Genomic DNA, 16,908 nt, shown 5'->3' with positions numbered 1-16,908 from the left:
ATTCGGCCCCACAACAAAGAAACTACTCTCTAAATGAAAAAAGCAGTACTCACCCTTGCCGCACTGGCAGCATTTTTACCCGTGCTGGCACAAAACTGGCAGCCCGCCGATAAATCCGGCATTGCTGCCACCGCCATCGCCCCACGCGATTCGCACCCAAAAGATTTTTTACTGTACCAGATGGACATGCCCTCGCTTACCGCGCAGCTTGCCAAGGCGCCACTCCGCCACAGCGGGCAAGCCTCGGCAGTAGTAATTACGTTACCCGATGCCAACGGCCAATTGCAGCACTTCCGGGTGTATAACGCACCGGTTATGCAGCCCGGCCTTGCGGCAAAGTACCCCGGCATACAAAGCTATGTGGCACAGGGAATAGAGCACCCCGCCACTACCGTGCGCTTTAGTACTACGCTTTACGGACTTCATGCCATGGCGCTTACCGCTGATAACGGCACCTGGTACATAGACCCGTATACTAAAGGCGGCGGCTATTATATGGTTTACAAAAAGAGCAGCCTGCAAACCGATAAAATATTCAGCTGCCTTACGCAGGATAGCCCTTCGCACCTGCGCCTGCTGCCCGATGCCCAAGCGGCAATGGCCCCACAGGATGCGGGTAACTGGCGCACTTACCGCACTGCGATACTGGCAACAGTAGAGTATTCGGCGTTCCATATTGCAGAGGCGGGCCTTGAAGACGGTACCCTTGAGCAGAAAAAAGAAGCCGTTGTGGCAGCGATAGCCGCTACCATAACCCGTGTAAACAGTATGTTTGAGCGCGACCTTACGGTTTCGCTGCAACTGGTAGATAATGAGGATGAGGTGGTATTCATTGAAAGTGATGAGGTAAATAACGATGATGCCGGCGAACTGCTTGATGGAGGTAACGCCGTAATCTACGCAACTATAGGCGAAGATAATTTTGACTTCGGCCACAGCTTTGGTACCAATGGGGGAGGCCTTGCCGCTGGTGCGCCGTGTTCAGATTTTAAGGCTGGTGCCATGACGGGACTCGGCTCACCCGTGGGCGACCCTTTTGACATTGACTATGTAGCGCACGAAATGGGGCACCAGTTTGGCGCACCACATACCTTTAACGCATCGTGCGGTGGCAACCGCGACAACGCTAACGCCTACGAACCCGGAGGCGGTACTACCATTATGGCATATGCCGGTGTGTGCGACCCGGTAATACAATGGAGCAGCGATGCGCAGTTTCATGCTACAAGTATTGCCCTGATGCGCCAGCGGATAAATGGCGAGAGCAATTGCGTTCCACTGGAGCCTACCGGAAATACACCACCCGTAGCCAATGCCGGTGCCGACTATGTGATACCCAGGGGCACGGCCTTTATACTGGAAGGCGCGGCAATTGACCCTGATGGTGATGCCCTTACCTACGACTGGGAACAGATGAACATAGAAATAAGCGCCCAGCCACCCGTGCCCAATGCTACAGGCGGGCCTAATTTCCGTTCGCTTCCAATTAGCGAATCGCCCGACAGGTGGATGCCGCGCATACAGGATGTACTGGCAGGCAACCTCACCCCGCAGTGGGAGGTCATACCCAGCGTGGGCCGTGTGCTCGATTTTGCCTTAACCGTGCGCGACAACAACCCTAACGGTGGCGAGTCGCATACCGATTATATGCATATTGACGTGGTGGGTACCGCAGGGCCGTTTGTGGTAACGTCGCCCAATGCGGCAGTTACCTGGGCAGCGGCTTCTAACAAAACCGTAACCTGGAATGTAGCGGGCACTACCGCTAACGGTGTAAATACCCCGTTTGTAGATATATTACTAAGTACCGATGGCGGCTTTACCTATCCTACTGTTATTGCTGAAGGCGTGCCGAATGATGGCTCTGAAACCATTATAGTGCCGGATGTGGCCAGTACGGAATCGCGCCTTATGGCGCGCGGGCACGACAATATTTTTTATGATATATCTAACGCTAACTTTACCATTACCTCCGCCGGAAGCACCTTCCTTACTACGGTAGAGGGTGATGCGGTACAGCAGGTGTGTAAAGGCAGCAACGCGGCCTTTGCGCTTAACCTGGAGTACATAAACGGCTTTACGGGGGCTACCACATTTACAGTAACAGGCCAGCCCGCCGGAAGCACGGTAACCTTTTCTCCAACAAGCATGACAGCCCCGGGAATTGTAAACGTGAATGTTACCAATACCACTGCTTCGGCGGTGGGCGATTATAATATTGTAGTTACCACGGCTTCAAGTACCGAAACCAAGACGATAACGCTACACCTTACCATATTGAGTACCGACTTTGCGCAGCTACAGGCTCTTGCACCACTGGATGGTACCACAACACTGCCTACAACCGTAGCGCTCGACTGGAGCGACGACCTTATCGCATCATCTTACTACGTGCAGGTGGCAACTGATGAAGCCTTTGCCAATATTATAGCGGAGGCTACTACTACCCAAAGCATGTATACGCTTACCGGGCTTGAAGAGAGCACACAACATTACTGGCGTGTTAGAGCTGCCAATGCAGGGTGCGAAGGCTCATACAATACTGCGGCCATGTTTACCACAGGTGTTACTTTTTGTAATGAATATGCCTCTGCTGATGTGCCACTGGAGATTTTTGGGGGCGACCCTTCTACCGCGTCCTCCGGCCTGGAAGTTGACGGTAATTTTGAATTACAGGGTATAAGTGTGAGCATTGACATTAACCACACCTGGTTAAGCGACGTGGTGGCGACACTTATAAGCCCCGCGGGAACCGAAATATTGCTTTTTGGCGACGAGTGTGGCGACCAGGACGATGCTACGGTAACCTTTACTGATGGCGCTGCGGCCATGCAGTGTGGCGGCACACCGGCGTTAAACGGCACGTTTGCCCCGGAGGAAGCGCTTTCTACCCTGGTGGGAGAGAATGTAAACGGTACCTGGACGCTACAGGTAGGCGATACCGTATCCGGCGATGGCGGCGCGGTAAACAACTGGAGCCTGAGCCTGTGCGGCATAGGCCCAATGCTTGCCACGCAACAGCCTGCACTTGCCGATTTTGCCGATTTTGCCGTTTGGCCCAACCCGAACAAGGGCAGCTTTACGGTACAGTTTAGCGCTACCGGCAGCCCGGCTACAGTAAATGTATATGATATGCGCGGCCGTGTTATCTACACCCATACCGAAGCTACTGCCGCCGGCCTGTACCGCATTCCGGTACAGCTTACCGCCCAGCAGGGTATCTATATGGTAAGCGCCCAGCAGGACGGCCGTAAAACGGTTAAGAAAATTGTGGTAGAGTAAATTTTATTGAGGCATATGAAAAAGGGAGTCATTACTAAATGGCTCCCTTTTTTATTCTTTTAGGGTATTATATCAATAACTTAATCACCTTGGCGGCATAAAATTATAGGTTACCGTGTCTTTTCCGGTTTGGGTTTTATACAGCTTTACAATGCATACAATATCCAGTGGGTCGATATTATCGCAGGCCGTATAATTTTTGGCATCCTTGCCCCACTCAGGGTTCTGAATATAGGTGCGCTGTATTTCTTTCGTTAGCGGCGCAGGCGCATTGTTAGTTTTTTTAATCATTTCTTTTACCGCATTCCCATCGTTTTCTACCAGGTATATTTCACGTTCAAGTGTAGCAGTGTCTTTGCTGCAAAGCAACGTTGCGGTTGGTTCGGTACAAGCTGTAAACAGCAGGGCTACTATAAAAAGGACAAATTTTAATTTCATATTCAAATTTATAAAAAACCCTTTCCAAAAATCTGGAAAGGGTTTAGGAGTTAATCAAGGTCGAAACGCAGTTTGTTGTTTGTAAATGCTTCGATTGCATCTTCATAATCGGTTTCGTCCCAGTCGGTTTCTTCGTGAATGGCTTCAAACTCACGCGCCCACCTAATAAATTCGGCAATATCCTCTCGCGAGTCGCCGCTAAAAAAACCGCGTTGCCCTGCTATAAAGGCTATGTCGGCTACGGCTTCCAGCAGCTTTGTGCCTTCTACCGTGTAAGAAAAATCGTAAATCATAGTGTGTGCAAATTTATTGATTGACGTTGGTGCAAGTTTGCAAAAATTTTGTTAAATTGAAGTGATTGTAGCATTAAGTTTTCAACTTTTTTATGCGTGCATATTAACGGATGTGTTTTCTTACAAGCAAATTTCCGGTTCCTGTTGCCTATTACGCAATGGTTGGGTTGTATTCTTACGGTAAAGTTAAAAAGCAAAGAAAACCCTCGGAGGTCTATATTAAGCTATATTTAAATTTAACGCTCCTATTTGCGGGGGCAGGTTGATAATATTAACATTATTTTATATTTTTGACCCCTTAAAAACATGGGTATGATAGAGAAAAAACTTGAAAAGCGCTGGATTGTTGCCTTTGCAATAACGGCCATTTTTGCCATCACGGGGCTTTTTTGGAAACATGCTACCGTAGCAGGGCCTGATGCTGAATTTAATTCGACTGATACCATAGTAGCCGCCGATGTGGCCTGGCTGCTTACGGCATCATGCCTTGTACTGCTCATGACGCCCGGCCTCGCGTTTTTTTACGGAGGTATGGTAGGCCGCAAAAACGTAATAAGCACCATGCTAAAGAGTTTTATCTGCCTTGGCGTTATTTCGCTGCTATGGGTAGCCGTAGGGTTTAGCCTTTCGTTCGGAACGCCCCTGGGTATAGAAATAGGTGGTGTGCATTATGGCATCATCGGCGACCCCACTAAATTTGCTTTTTTTGATTTTGTAGATGAGCACCCCAATGCTAAAATGGCCAGCACCATTCCGTTTATACTGTTTGCGCTGTTCCAGATGAAATTTGCGGTAATTACCCCGGCCATTATTACCGGTGCCCTGGCCGAAAGGATACGCTTTGTATCGTTCCTGCTGTTTATATGCCTGTTCTGTATTTTTATATATGCGCCGCTGTGCCACATGGTATGGCACCCTAACGGGCTGCTGGGTGCTTACTTTGGCGTTAAGGATTTTGCCGGTGGTACCGTGGTACACATGAGTGCGGGCTTTGCCGCCCTTGCCGGTGTATTGTGCCTGGGCAAGCGAAAAAATGTAGAATACATACCTACCAATATCCCTTTTGTACTGCTGGGCACCGGCCTGTTATGGTTTGGGTGGTTTGGTTTTAACGCGGGCTCGTCGCTGGCGGCTAACCATACCAGCGCCATGGCTTTTGCTACTACCACTATAGCCTCGGCTTCGGCCATGCTTACCTGGGTGTTTTTTGACAGGCTACAGGGGCGCAAGGTTAGTGCCATGGGTGCCTGCATAGGCGCGGTGGTGGGCCTCGTGGCCATAACGCCTGCAGCAGGTTTTGTGTCGATACCTAAAAGTATATTCTTTGGCTTTATTACCGCTATAGTATCAAATTCACTGGCACACTGGAAAAAACTGAAACAGTATGATGATACCCTGGATGTATTTGCCTGCCACGGCGTGGGCGGTATTATGGGTATGATACTTACGGCTGTTTTTGCCGAGGTAGAGGGGGGCAGCCTTATCTACGGCGGCTGGGATGTTTTTGGCCACCACATGATGGCGCTGGTACTGGTAGCGGCGTTCTCGTTTTTTGGGGCGATGCTGCTGTTTAAGCTTACCAATGTATTTATCCCGCTTAGGGTATCTGAGGAGTCAGAACAGCTGGGGCTCGACCTCAGCCAGCACGACGAGAGTTTGTAAATTGTTTTATTGTTTGTATAGGTTATATTGCCGCTTGGGTAAAGTGTATTTATGTACCTTTGCTTAAGCGGCAATTTTTATTTGTAATACCATGAAAAAACTATCTCCCTACCTCATCGGCGTCTCCTTAGGCATAAGCCTGTTCTTATTCTTAGCCCGGATAGAAACTACCATTACCAAAGACGAAACCGCAGCCATAAACACCCTGCTGAACGATTGGCATGCCGCCGCAGCTACCGCCGACTATAACGGCTATTTTGGTAAGATTGCGACTGACGGCCACTACATAGGTACCGATGCGGGAGAGAACTGGAATAAAACGGCTTTTGCCACCTTTAGCAAGCCGTATTTTGATAAGGGAAAGGCGTGGGATTTTAAAGCGCTTGAACGCCATGTGTATTTTAGCAAGGATGGAAAAACCGCCTGGTTTGACGAACTGCTGGATACCTGGATGAAGGTGTGCCGCGGCAGTGGCGTGCTTGAAAAGGAAGGCAAAGAATGGAAGATAAAACACTATGTACTGAGCATGACCGTGCCTAACGACGTAACCGACCAGGTTATTCCGCTTAAGGCGAAATATGAGGATGCGGTTATTGAAAGGCTTCGTAAAAAGTGATCAGTGTTCAGTCGCAGTAGGCGGGCCTCACCCCCAACCCCTCTACGAAAGAGAGGGGAGCCGAGAACGGGTACAGTTCGATATCAACACTATATACTTATGGCTAATTCGCAATCAAAACATCCGAGTGTAGCTGCCCCCTCTCCTTCGGAGAGGGCTGGGGTGAGGCCTAACTAAACCACACTTTCAATACAGGGAAGATATAATTACTGATGCTCAGTATTGGGTTAAAGAAGATGCTGTCGTCTATAGCCTGTTTCGAGGCCAGGGCATTGGTACTGTTTAGTGTAACAAAAAAATTGAGCGCCACGCTTAGTATGAGCGCCATTTTAATAGTGCCAAACAATCCGCCCAGGGCGCGGTTCAGCCAGCCAAGGCCGCTAAAATCGGCTACCTTTGTAAAGGCTTTCGCCAGTAATACCACACCTACAACCGCCGCTATAAACGTAAGTACAAACGCGGTAATGCTTGCATACTTTGGATTACCTATGTGTCCTTCCAGTAATGTGCCCACGTAGCCCGAAAATTTTACCGCGATAAAAATGCCCACGAGCAGCGACACCACCGATGCCAGCTCTACAAACAGGCCTTTCATCAGGCCTTTTATGAGTCCGAATGCTAAAAGGCCGCCCAGTATAATGTCGATAAGTTCCATTACTGCAAAGGTAGTACCCTGTGGGTAATAATTTCCCATAAAAAACCTTTTTCGGGGGGTTAACGTTCAAGTTACTATCTTTGTGGCTTAAACACGAAGGATATTATGTCGCGCGACGAACAACTAAAAGAACGCTGGGACCAGCTTGTAACGATACTGAGCAACAAATTTGCCGATGGCGATATGCTCGACCTTGATGCCATTATTTACCTTATAGGCGTACAGGAACTGGGCAAGTTCCATAAAAAATTTAAAAAAGACGAAAAGGTAAACCTCATGCACATAGCCATATGCCGCCTGCTGGAGCCTTTTGGGTATTATGAATTTGACTATTTTGACGAAGAAGGCTGGCCGCACTACACCGTAAAAGAGCAGTTGCCCGCCCTTAAAGCCGGTGAGCAAAGCATACTGATGAAGGGCGCTATAGTAGATTATTTTCTGGAAAGAGGGCTTATAAAGTAAGTGAGTCGAAGGAAGGAAAGTCGAAAGTCGGAAGGACTACCGATGATATTGACTGAATTGTGTTTTATAATAACTTTAAGAAATAAATACCCGGTATTAGGGTGGTGCGGCAATTTTAAAATGACTAAATTTGCTCACTTTTGTTAGCGAGATGATAGATAAGATTAAAGATTATATTGCCGAGGCCGAAGCCTTTAAGGCACAGACCAAAGAAGAGCTTGAGGCATTCAGGATTAAGTTTTTAGGTAATAAAGGGTTGCTTAAAGACTTTTTTGCCGAATTTAAAAACGTGGCTTCAGACCAGAAAAAGGAATTTGGCCAGGTAATAAACAGACTTAAGAATACAGCTGAAGAAAAGGTTGCCCAAATTCAGCAGCATTTTGAAAGCAAAGAAGAGGCTACAGGCGCTTATGGCGACCTTACGCGTCCCGGCGAACCCTTTGTACTGGGCAGCCGCCACCCCATATCTATAGTAAAGAACCAGGTTATAGACATTTTTAGCAACATAGGCTTTAACGTAAGCGAAGGCCCTGAAATTGAAGATGACTGGCACAACTTTACCGCGCTTAACCTGCCGGAATATCACCCGGCACGCGATATGCAGGATACCTTCTTCATCCAGACCAATCCCGACGTACTGTTGCGCACCCACACCTCATCGGTACAGGTGCGTTATATGGAGGCAAACAAGCCGCCCATCCGTACCATATCTCCGGGAAGGGTGTTTCGCAACGAGGCGATATCGTCGCGCTCGCACTGCATCTTTCACCAGGTAGAGGGGTTGTATATCGATAAAGACGTTTCGTTTGCCGACCTTAAGCAAACACTTTTATATTTTACCAAGGAGATGTTCGGCAAAAGCAAGATACGCCTGCGCCCGAGCTATTTCCCATTCACCGAGCCGAGCGCCGAAGTGGATATTTACTGGGGGCTTAAAACCGAAACCGACTACCGTATAACCAAAGGTACCGGCTGGCTGGAAATTATGGGCTGCGGTATGGTAGACCCTAATGTTCTTAAAAACTGCAACATAGACCCGGCCAAGTACAACGGCTTTGCTTTTGGTATGGGCATAGAGCGAATGGCCATGCTGCTGTACCAGATAAGCGACATCCGTATGTTTTATGAAAACGACGTTCGTTTTCTGGAGCAGTTTAAATCAAGTATATAATCATCAATTTTTATAAAAACAAAACCCGCGTCCTTTATAAGATGCGGGTTTTGTTTTAGTTATCGCGGTATTGAAACTTCGCGGTAGCTTCGTATAATTCTTTTAGTGTGTTGAGTTCGCTATCTGAAGTTTTGTCCGGGAAAAGGCCTCCTCGGGCTAAATATCGTATTAATAAAACTCCATCTTTAATCACAGCAATAACTTTTAAATCTTCGTTTTTATTAAAATGGGAGTGATAGCATTTCTGTTCTGTAAAGCTATCCAGCAGTTTAATTATATTTAAGCGTTCCTTTGCTTTTATGGCTAATGTTTTCTTTTCGGTACCGTTTTTAAAACAGGTTACATCGTTTCCATCAAAAGAAAGTACCTTAACGTCCATGTAGGCCATACTGTGCCCAATATAGTAAAATGCCACACCATTTTTTACCGTGCTGATAAAATCAAGCGCGGACTTACTTTTATCGGTTAGCAGCGCGGAATAGGTACTTTCAAAACCGCTACATTCAACAACTTTAGCTTGCTGCGCAAATCCGGCACAACAAACAATAGAAAATAGCATATAGAAAATAACCTTCACTATTCTTTTACAAACTTAAGCTGCACAGCACCTTCACTGGTGTCCAGCTTTATAAAATGTACCCCGGCGCTCAGTGCCGAAACATTCCATTCGGAAGCGCTACCACTTTCAAGTACTTTTTGGCCCAGCGTGTTATAAAACGTGGCGTGGCTTATGGTAACACCATCGGGCAACTGTGCCTTAAGCACATCGGTAGCGGGGTTAGGGTACAGGCTAATATTTGTACTATTAAACAGTGTTGTTGTGCCTAATGTTACATTGTTATTTATGCTTATAAGGTCAAAATCAGGGTTTACTTCAGCGGCCAATAATGTAAACCCAACAGGCACCATAAAGCTTTGGCCGTTTGTGGTATTATCCAGCACTACATCAAGCACCTGGCCGCCTGTGCCGTGCAACCTAATGGGTACCGGCGCTTCAAAAAACGATACTGATACATCACTTTGCGTCTGGTTCAGGGTAACCTGAACGTTGCCCGGGCCGGATCCGGTTACGGTAACATTATACATAGGGTAGCCCTGGTTGTATACCCAGTCGTTAAAAAACTGCGTAAGGTTAAGCCCGCTTGCGGCCTCCATGTGCGCTTTAAAGTCAGGTGTTTTTGCATATGCATAGGCTAAATCAGTATCGTTGAGGTAGTTTTGTATGCCCTGGTAAAACGTGGCATCGCCTAGTTTTTTTCGCAGCATGTGCAATACCATACTGCCTTTGTTATAGCTGAGACGGCTGCTAAATATGCGGCTTTCGTTAAGCGTGTCGCTGGCCGGTATATAAACAGATCCGTTAGGATATGCCGTAATATTCTGCACTTTTTGCGCTTTCCAGCCGTTAAACGCACCCTCGCCGTCCTGGTCTTCTACAATAAGCCCGCTCAGGTAGGTGGCAAAGCCCTCATTTAGCCAGATGTCCTGCCATGAACCGCAGGTAACTTTATCGCCAAACCACTGGTGGCCCAACTCATGCGCTATCAGTTCGCGGTTAAACCCGCCCATAAACGATACCGTAGTATGCTCCATACCGCCGCCTATATTCCACTGGGCGTGGCCATATTTTTCTTCATGGAATGGGTATTGCCCAAAGGTATCTTCATAAAACTGCATAATATCAAGCGTTTGACCAAGCTGTGCCTCGCTGTTTGCCTGTGTTTCGGGGTACAGGTAATTTACAATAGGGAAACTGCCCGCCGTGCCGTTATAGGTTTGCGTGTAAATAGTATAATTGGTTACAGCAATAGCCACAAGGTAGGCGGGTATGGGGTAGTTGTGCTGAAAGTGCGTAGTCTTGCTGCTACCGCTTGTGGTGGTGCCCAGCTGCATGCCGTTGCTTACAGCGGTATATTGGCTTGGCGCAGTAATATATACATCTACACCGTCTATCTTATCGTTAAGGTCCTGCTTGCAGGGCCACCAGTCTTTAGCGCCATACGGCTCGCTAAGGGTGGTAAGTATGGGCTGACCGTTGTGTTCATCGGTAATAAAAGAGCCGGTTTCCCAGCCCGGTTCGCCGTTATACTGCACTACAACAGTAGCTTCCTGGCCGGTGGCAAGGGTGGTACCCAGGTTTATAACCAGTTCTTCGTTATTGTTTTGGGAAAAGGTAAGCCCATTACCGTTGCGGGTAACGCTGGTAACGGTCAGCGCGTTATCTAGGTCGAACGTAAGGGTGCTCATCGGCTGCTTAGCCGTAAACACAGTGGTAACCTTTCCGTTAATAAACTGGTTGTTAGGGTTTACGGTAAACTCCAGCGTTTGGTGGCCTACATCATAATTGCCGGTATTGGCATTTGCCTCAAAACTTTTAAGTTGGCTGGCATGGTTTAGTTCGCTCTTCACAAGCGCTTCAAATTCGCGTGTGTCGGCACCGCTTTTCTGGGCAAACGCGTTTAAGGACAGTATATTAATCAGCAGAAAGGTGAATTTCTTCATCAGGTAACTATTTTTTTTCAAATATAGTTAAGAATGAGGAAGTTTTAATAAAGGGAAGCGAAATTCAAGTTAAAAGTTTCAGGATATAACAAAAAAGCCAACCCGTAGGCTGGCTTTTGTAAGATGCGTTTTGTCTATATTCTTTTGCCTTGATGCAAAAGAACCAAAAAATCAAGGCTCCAACTTCTTTTGCTACAAATTATCCATTTCGGCTAAACGATTTGAACTCGCTGCGCTCAAACAGCAAATCGTTATTAACGCCTCAGCGGATAATTTGCTTAACGCAACGCAGTTTAATGCCTTAGCTTCACTCATGCACGCTGTACGGCCGAGTAAGCGCTTTCTAAACTTTCGACTTTATAACTTTATGACTCGCTACGCGTTCATTAGTTGCTCAATCTCCTCTGCTTCTATGGGTATGTTTGCCATCAGGTTAAACGGCGCGCCGCTTTCCTGTACCACTACGTTATCTTCCAGGCGGATGCCAAAGCCCTCGGCAGGGATGTAAATGCCGGGTTCTACGGTAAATACCATATTGGCTTCAATAGGCAGGTGCAACAGGCCGTAATCGTGGGTATCAAGGCCTATGTGGTGGCTGGTGCCGTGCATAAAATATTTTTTATAGGCCGGCCATGCGGGGTCTTCGTTCTGCACGTCGGCTTTGTCGATAAGGCCCAGGCCAAGGAGCTCCGAGGTCATTATGTTGCCTACTTCCTTATGGTATTCTTTCCACAAGGTACCCGGGGTAAGCAGTTTTGTAGCTTCGTTTTTTACACGCAGCACGGCATCATACACCTGGCGCTGGCGCGGGTTAAAACGCCCGTTTACCGGAATGGTACGGCTGAGGTCGGAACTATAATTGGCATACTCTGCAGCTACGTCGAGCAGTATCAGGTCGCCGTCGTTACACTGCTGGTTGTTCTCTATGTAATGCAGCACGTTAGCATTGGTGCCACTGGCAATAATGGGCGTGTAGGCAAAGCCCTTGCTGCGGTTGCGCACAAACTCGTGTATCAGCTCGGCCTCAAGTTCGTACTCCCAAACGCCGGGTTTAGTAAAGCCTAAAAGTCGGCGGAAGCCCTTCTCCGTAATATTACACGCGTGCTGAATCAGGTCAAGTTCTTCCTGCTCTTTTATCGAGCGCAGTCGTTGCAGTATCGGGTTGCTTTTGGCAACCTGGTGGGCCGGGTATTTTTCTTTCCACCATTTAATAAAGCGGGCCTCGCGGGTTTCGGTTTCCACCGATGAGCGGTAGTGCTCGTTAGTATTGATGTATATGGTATCGCAGTAGGTCATTACCTCAAATAGCGTCTTTTCAAAATCCTTAAGCCACACAATGTTCTTAATGCCGCTTACGTCGGTAGCGCGTTCTTTGGTTAGTTTTTCACCTTCCCAAATGGCGATGTGCTCGTTAGTCTCACGAAGGAAAAGTATCTCACGCAGGTGTTCGTACGGCGCGTCCGGGCACAATAAAAGGATTGATTCTTCCTGGTCAGCCCCGGAGAGATAAAATATGTCGCGGTGCTGGGCAAATGGCAGGGTGCTGTCGGCACTCACAGGGTAAATATCGTTAGAGTTGAATACGGCAACGCTTTTGGGCTTCATTTCAGCCATAAACTTTTTACGGTTCTTTACAAAAAGGCTGCTGGGTATCTGGTGGTATTTCATGGTAAATGAATTTTTATTTACAGGATACCAAAGTTAAGGAGATTTAGGGGAATGGGCGAGGGATTTTATATATTTACAGTAACTATCATTCACAAAAATGAAAATCAAACCGATTAAAACAGAAGAAGATTATAATGCAACATTACAAAGGCTTGAGGTTATTTTTGATGCGAAACGCGGTACTCCTGAAGGTGAAGAATTAGAAATGCTCGGAATATCGATAGAGAATTATGAAAATGAGCATTATCCGATGAATTAGATAAGAGTATCTTTGTCTTAATCTACTCCATAAAAATGCTCATAAAAACCCGAGCCATAGTAATAAGTGCCCTGCGCTACCAGGAAAAAAGCCTGGTGGTAAAATGCTTTACGCAAAGCAGCGGCCTTAAAAGTTATTATGTGCGCGATGCGTTTTCGACTAAAAAGAGCGCGCAGAAAACCATTTACTTCCGTCCGCTGAACATATTGGAAATTGAGGCTTCGCATAAAGATAAAGGTACGCTGGAGTATTTTAAGGAAGTGCGTATGGCTTTCCCCTACCACACCCTGAATACCGATATTACCAAGACTACAATAGCTATGTTTGTAAGCGAAATGCTGCACCACTGCATTAAGGAGGAAGAGCAAAACGAAAGCCTTTACGAGTTTCTGGAAACCGCCCTGCTGTGGCTCGACGGGCATGATGCTACGGCCAACTTCCACCTCATACTGCTCATGGAGCTGACTAAATTTTTGGGTTTTTATCCTAATGGCGATGCCGACAACCCTTTCTTTGAAATGACTGAAGGGGTTTTTATGCCCTACCACGGCATTACCTGCCTTACAGCCGAAGATACCGCCCTGTTGCGCCGCCTTATGGCGCTAAAACTGGACAACAGCACCAAAGCCTTTCATGTTACTGAAAGGCAGGCACTGCTAAAGATATTATTGGACTATTACGCCTTTCACCTCGATGGTTTCCGCAGGCCGAAGTCGCTTGAGGTGTTGCGGGAAGTGTTTAGTTAGTGGATTTGGTTAATTTGTGGATTTGTTAATTTGGAGCTTTAACCAGCGGTTAATCATTACTTCGTTCAGTGCGGGTTATTCTAACAACCGACAACCACCAACCAAAAACTCTCTCCCCAGCAAAAACCCGCCGGCTAAACCTATACCCAAGCATACATACCATTTTTTATGAACAGGTGTGGGTAACGAGACTTCTGCGGCTTTAATTTCGGTTTCTTTTATATACGGATTGGAGGTTGTAATTTCAGTATACAAAGTTTCTTTTCCCAAAAACCACTTTCGTTTAGTGCCGGTAATAACGGTTGCTGTGTTAGGGAATTTATGGCTATCGAGTGTTATACCTTTTTGGTTGGCAGTGTAACGAAATCGGCACCACGGTTTTTCAACCAAGCCCTCGTGGCTAAAAATGCCTGAAACCGTGTCGTGGTACACAACGGTAATTGTATCGTATTGTGTAAGGGTTTCGTACTGGGTTACATTATGAACAGTAGCGAAACCCTGGGCGAGGGCAGCAAGCTCTTTATCCTTTTTTAGAATAATCTCATCCAATTGCCTTTTATCTATTTTTAGTGTTTTAATAGCAGCGGTTTGCGTGCCAAGCACATTGGTGTAATATTGTACGGTATCGGTAAGCGCATTCGTGTTTGTAGTTTCGCGGGACGCAATGCTCCTGCATTGGCTAACCGAAAAAAGCAGGGCTGTGGAAAGCCCTGCGATAATAGTATATAAGAGTTTTGTTTTCATAATAAATTTTCAATGGCTTTCGCAACGGCCTTTAAGGTTCCGGCGTAGTTAGGAGCTGTGGCATAACCCGCTTTTGCAATGGCATCAATAAACAAGTAAGGATTATGCTTAACTTCGAGCGCCTCAGCATACCGTTTGTTCTTAAGGAAAAACCGGGCGTGGTCTGTAAAGCATTCTTCGGGCGAACTGTACTTTCTGAAATAGTCTTTTACCTTATACCGGAACATTTTTATGCCATTTCGCACTATAGGGGTTACGCTTATAACCTGTGGAAACTTAAGGTCGGCCCTGCGGCTGTACTCGGTGGTGGTAAGCAGTTGCTCGTTACCATTTATCCCATCGGTATCCTTTACGCCAAAGAACATATTACCGGGGGCGGCTTTGCCCCAACCGCTTTCGAGAGCCGCTTGTGCTAATATCGCTATGGCTGATATGCCCGTTTTTGCTTCGGTTTGTTTTGCATGGGGCAGGTACTGGTTTACAAATTCATGTTGCTGCACGGTTAAGGTTTTAGGTCAGAAATATCTTCAATTTCTTTTGCGCGTCTGAGAATGCTTTTTAAGAGTTTCCATATGTCCTTTTTATAGGCGGCTTCAAAATTTTCCTTTATGGAAGTTAGTTCGATAACAATAAGCACAAGCGCGATTATTTTGGTAAAGAAAAAATCAGCGGAGAACCAGTATTTAAAAAAACCGGAAAGCAGGTAAAAGTCCATTATATAGATAGACAGGATTGCGGTATTATACAAAACAACTTTTCCCACGACGTCAGATAATTTCCGGCTGCGTACGGAATGCCATCCATTAATTTTGACTGATTTAAAAACACCTGTAAAAGTGTCAAGTACTATAGCAAATCCTACTGCTATAAGTAAGCCATGCACTGGCAGGAAAAACGAGAGTAGTGAAGAGGTGAGGTATTGCAGGGTTTTCACAATGTTATTTTATAAACAAACATTTTAGTGAAACATTAAGTAGTAATACCGCCATCGGTAATTGTCCAGCCTTTCGTTTGAGTAAGATAATTTCGGGCACCCTGCGCAGCAGCGGTATATCTTATGGATGAAAAATGAGGTTTAAGTCCAGGTTGTACATTTTGTTGTGCCAGACTATTTAGCAATGCATTATAGTTTTGTTTAGAGTAATTGATGTATGATTTGCCCGCCATAAAACCATCAATCAATGTAACCTTGCTGAAATTCCACATGCTAATATCGTGATTAAAGGAAGTGGCTCCCTGGAACATATAATCCATTCTGGTAACATTTGAAGTGTTCCAGTTGTTAAGTGGATGGCTAAATGGCATTTGGTTAAATAGCAATCTCATGGATGTAACTTTGCTTACATCCCAGTTATTGAGTGGTTGGTTAAAAGATGTGGCATTCTGAAACATACTTGTAATATCTGTGGCACTTCCCATATCCCAAGAGCCAATGGGCTGGTTAAAAGCACTATTTACATAGAACATATAGGAAAAATTTGTTACATTCTCTACATTCCAGGTGCTTATATCTTGGTTAAATACCATACTTCCGTCAGTTGCCCCGCGAAAGGTATTTTGCATAGTTGTTACCTTACCCGTGTCCCAGTTGTTTAAAGGCTGGTTGAATTTATATGCCCGTCCAAATAGTTGTGCCATATCAGTAACATTACTCGTGTCCCAGTTATTCAACGGTTGGTTAAATTGATACGCTCTGTAAAACAGGGACTGCATGTTCACGACTTTAGATACGTCCCAATTATTAATGTTTTGATTGAAATTTTCAGCGTTTGAGAGTGTGTTATACATATCTACCACATTTCCGGTATCCCAATTCCCGATAGGCTGGTTAAAACTTTTGGCGTTAAAAAACATCATCCTCATGGTTTGTGCACTACCTGTATTCCAGTTGTTAAGTGGCTGGTTAAAGGCAAAGGCTTCACCAAATACACCTTGCATATTACTGACGTTGCTTACGTTCCAGTTATTGATGTTCTGGTTGAAATTACTGCAACTGTAAAAGATATTATAAATCGATGTACACGAACTCAATTCCCACTGATCCAGTGGCTGGTTGAATAAGGTTGCTTTCTGGAACGCAAAACTCATATCTGTAACTTTTGTAGTATCCCAATTATTAACGGACTGGTTAAAAACCGAAGCCGTCCAGAATAAAGAGTTAAAATCTGTAATTTCAGACGTGTTCCATTCACTAATCCGGTTTACAGATGTCAGCGCACTGCAAAGGGCAAACATATAGCGCATGGTTTGTGTTCCTTTCAGGTTTAGTACATCCGAAACATTTGTAAGGTTGAGGTTAGCGCAGCCATAAAAATAATAACCCAGGTTACCCGGCCTGAAGCACCCCCATGTAATAATCTGTTGGCATTGTTTTTTAGATTTTAGATTGAAAGATTGAAATGATTGAAAT

At 46.0% G+C, this 16,908-nt stretch carries 17 protein-coding genes; 7 read left to right on the top strand and 10 right to left on the bottom strand.

Translation table 11 applies throughout. The features are described from left to right. Window positions 1-33 precede the first annotated feature (33 nt). Entirely contained in the window at window positions 34-3,282 is a 3,249-nt protein-coding gene (locus ACLI09_RS07740) for a reprolysin-like metallopeptidase (RefSeq protein WP_411419027.1), read from the top strand. A gap of 84 nt (window positions 3,283-3,366) precedes the next feature. Here ACLI09_RS07740 and ACLI09_RS07735 read toward each other — a convergent pair whose 3' ends face one another. Further along, window positions 3,367-3,720: a hypothetical protein gene (locus tag ACLI09_RS07735; RefSeq protein ID WP_411419026.1), complete on the bottom strand. Its 354-nt coding sequence runs from the start codon at window positions 3,718-3,720 to the stop codon at window positions 3,367-3,369. Between the two features lie 50 nt (window positions 3,721-3,770). Beyond that, a complete protein-coding gene (locus ACLI09_RS07730) occupies window positions 3,771-4,013 on the bottom strand; it encodes a hypothetical protein (RefSeq protein ID WP_411419025.1) in 243 nt (80 codons plus the stop codon). Window positions 4,014-4,325: 312 nt separating this feature from the next. Between ACLI09_RS07730 and ACLI09_RS07725 the strand changes: the two genes are divergently transcribed. Further along, on the top strand, window positions 4,326-5,675 hold the full coding sequence (locus ACLI09_RS07725; RefSeq protein WP_411419024.1) for an ammonium transporter: 1,350 nt from the start codon (window positions 4,326-4,328) through the stop codon (window positions 5,673-5,675). Between the two features lie 91 nt (window positions 5,676-5,766). Next, entirely contained in the window at window positions 5,767-6,291 is a 525-nt protein-coding gene (locus tag ACLI09_RS07720) for a nuclear transport factor 2 family protein (RefSeq protein WP_411419023.1), read from the top strand. Window positions 6,292-6,460: 169 nt separating this feature from the next. Here the strand turns inward: ACLI09_RS07720 and ACLI09_RS07715 are convergent, their stop codons facing one another. Further along, window positions 6,461-6,985, bottom strand: coding sequence for a CvpA family protein (locus ACLI09_RS07715; RefSeq protein ID WP_411419022.1), 525 nt, complete (start codon window positions 6,983-6,985; stop codon window positions 6,461-6,463). Window positions 6,986-7,051: 66 nt separating this feature from the next. Between ACLI09_RS07715 and ACLI09_RS07710 the strand changes: the two genes are divergently transcribed. Together ACLI09_RS07710 and pheS are read left to right on the top strand one after the other, a co-directional pair. Beyond that, window positions 7,052-7,408, top strand: coding sequence for a hypothetical protein (locus ACLI09_RS07710; RefSeq protein ID WP_411419021.1), 357 nt, complete (start codon window positions 7,052-7,054; stop codon window positions 7,406-7,408). A gap of 151 nt (window positions 7,409-7,559) precedes the next feature. After that, window positions 7,560-8,579, top strand: coding sequence for a phenylalanine--tRNA ligase subunit alpha (gene pheS / locus ACLI09_RS07705; RefSeq protein ID WP_411419043.1), 1,020 nt, complete (start codon window positions 7,560-7,562; stop codon window positions 8,577-8,579). Between the two features lie 55 nt (window positions 8,580-8,634). Here the strand turns inward: pheS and ACLI09_RS07700 are convergent, their stop codons facing one another. The 3 genes from ACLI09_RS07700 to ACLI09_RS07690 all read right to left on the bottom strand — a co-directional run bounded on the left by ACLI09_RS07700 (window position 8,635) and on the right by ACLI09_RS07690 (window position 12,749). Next, entirely contained in the window at window positions 8,635-9,138 is a 504-nt protein-coding gene (locus ACLI09_RS07700) for a hypothetical protein (protein WP_411419020.1), read from the bottom strand. Window positions 9,139-9,155: 17 nt separating this feature from the next. After that, window positions 9,156-11,081, bottom strand: coding sequence for a M1 family aminopeptidase (locus ACLI09_RS07695; RefSeq protein ID WP_411419019.1), 1,926 nt, complete (start codon window positions 11,079-11,081; stop codon window positions 9,156-9,158). Window positions 11,082-11,456: 375 nt separating this feature from the next. Next, window positions 11,457-12,749: an aminopeptidase P family protein gene (locus ACLI09_RS07690; protein ID WP_411419018.1), complete on the bottom strand. Its 1,293-nt coding sequence runs from the start codon at window positions 12,747-12,749 to the stop codon at window positions 11,457-11,459. 97 nt (window positions 12,750-12,846) lie between these two features. Between ACLI09_RS07690 and ACLI09_RS07685 the strand changes: the two genes are divergently transcribed. After that, window positions 12,847-13,008, top strand: a complete 162-nt coding sequence (locus tag ACLI09_RS07685; RefSeq protein WP_411419017.1) for a hypothetical protein — start codon at window positions 12,847-12,849, stop codon at window positions 13,006-13,008. A gap of 35 nt (window positions 13,009-13,043) precedes the next feature. Then, entirely contained in the window at window positions 13,044-13,754 is a 711-nt protein-coding gene (gene recO, locus ACLI09_RS07680; RefSeq protein WP_411419016.1) for a DNA repair protein RecO, read from the top strand. A 75-nt stretch (window positions 13,755-13,829) separates the two neighbouring features. Here the strand turns inward: recO and ACLI09_RS07675 are convergent, their stop codons facing one another. Genes ACLI09_RS07675 through ACLI09_RS07660 form a run of 4 tightly spaced genes read right to left on the bottom strand, consistent with a single transcriptional unit; the run spans window position 13,830 to window position 16,823 of the window. Then, a complete protein-coding gene (locus tag ACLI09_RS07675) occupies window positions 13,830-14,498 on the bottom strand; it encodes a DUF6549 family protein (RefSeq protein ID WP_411419015.1) in 669 nt (222 codons plus the stop codon). Next, on the bottom strand, window positions 14,495-14,998 hold the full coding sequence (locus ACLI09_RS07670) for a glycoside hydrolase family 73 protein (protein WP_411419014.1): 504 nt from the start codon (window positions 14,996-14,998) through the stop codon (window positions 14,495-14,497). The genes ACLI09_RS07675 and ACLI09_RS07670 overlap by 4 nt, the downstream gene beginning before the upstream one ends. 2 nt (window positions 14,999-15,000) lie before the next feature. Then, window positions 15,001-15,432: a phage holin family protein gene (locus ACLI09_RS07665; RefSeq protein ID WP_411419013.1), complete on the bottom strand. Its 432-nt coding sequence runs from the start codon at window positions 15,430-15,432 to the stop codon at window positions 15,001-15,003. A 35-nt stretch (window positions 15,433-15,467) separates the two neighbouring features. Next, complete coding sequence (locus ACLI09_RS07660) at window positions 15,468-16,823, bottom strand: BspA family leucine-rich repeat surface protein (RefSeq protein WP_411419042.1); 1,356 nt, start codon at window positions 16,821-16,823, stop codon at window positions 15,468-15,470. Window positions 16,824-16,908 lie beyond the last annotated feature (85 nt).

This window comes from Flavobacterium sp. RHBU_24, from assembly GCF_046613695.1.
GTDB lineage: Bacteria > Bacteroidota > Bacteroidia > Flavobacteriales > Flavobacteriaceae > Flavobacterium.
Note: the sequence above shows the minus strand (reverse complement) of the source record. Positions and strands in the feature narration are given on the sequence as shown.

What these genes read in the sequence shown, in the direction of transcription:
- ACLI09_RS07740 (WP_411419027.1), top strand. Translation starts at nt 34, where the DNA reads ATGAAAAAAGCAGTACTCACCCTTGCCGCACTGGCAGCATTTTTACCC.
- ACLI09_RS07735 (WP_411419026.1), bottom strand. Translation starts at nt 3,720, where the DNA reads ATGAAATTAAAATTTGTCCTTTTTATAGTAGCCCTGCTGTTTACAGCT.
- ACLI09_RS07730 (WP_411419025.1), bottom strand. Translation starts at nt 4,013, where the DNA reads ATGATTTACGATTTTTCTTACACGGTAGAAGGCACAAAGCTGCTGGAA.
- ACLI09_RS07725 (WP_411419024.1), top strand. Translation starts at nt 4,326, where the DNA reads ATGATAGAGAAAAAACTTGAAAAGCGCTGGATTGTTGCCTTTGCAATA.
- ACLI09_RS07720 (WP_411419023.1), top strand. Translation starts at nt 5,767, where the DNA reads ATGAAAAAACTATCTCCCTACCTCATCGGCGTCTCCTTAGGCATAAGC.
- ACLI09_RS07715 (WP_411419022.1), bottom strand. Translation starts at nt 6,985, where the DNA reads ATGGGAAATTATTACCCACAGGGTACTACCTTTGCAGTAATGGAACTT.
- ACLI09_RS07710 (WP_411419021.1), top strand. Translation starts at nt 7,052, where the DNA reads ATGTCGCGCGACGAACAACTAAAAGAACGCTGGGACCAGCTTGTAACG.
- pheS (WP_411419043.1), top strand. Translation starts at nt 7,560, where the DNA reads ATGATAGATAAGATTAAAGATTATATTGCCGAGGCCGAAGCCTTTAAG.
- ACLI09_RS07700 (WP_411419020.1), bottom strand. Translation starts at nt 9,138, where the DNA reads ATGCTATTTTCTATTGTTTGTTGTGCCGGATTTGCGCAGCAAGCTAAA.
- ACLI09_RS07695 (WP_411419019.1), bottom strand. Translation starts at nt 11,081, where the DNA reads ATGAAGAAATTCACCTTTCTGCTGATTAATATACTGTCCTTAAACGCG.
- ACLI09_RS07690 (WP_411419018.1), bottom strand. Translation starts at nt 12,749, where the DNA reads ATGAAATACCACCAGATACCCAGCAGCCTTTTTGTAAAGAACCGTAAA.
- ACLI09_RS07685 (WP_411419017.1), top strand. Translation starts at nt 12,847, where the DNA reads ATGAAAATCAAACCGATTAAAACAGAAGAAGATTATAATGCAACATTA.
- recO (WP_411419016.1), top strand. Translation starts at nt 13,044, where the DNA reads ATGCTCATAAAAACCCGAGCCATAGTAATAAGTGCCCTGCGCTACCAG.
- ACLI09_RS07675 (WP_411419015.1), bottom strand. Translation starts at nt 14,498, where the DNA reads ATGAAAACAAAACTCTTATATACTATTATCGCAGGGCTTTCCACAGCC.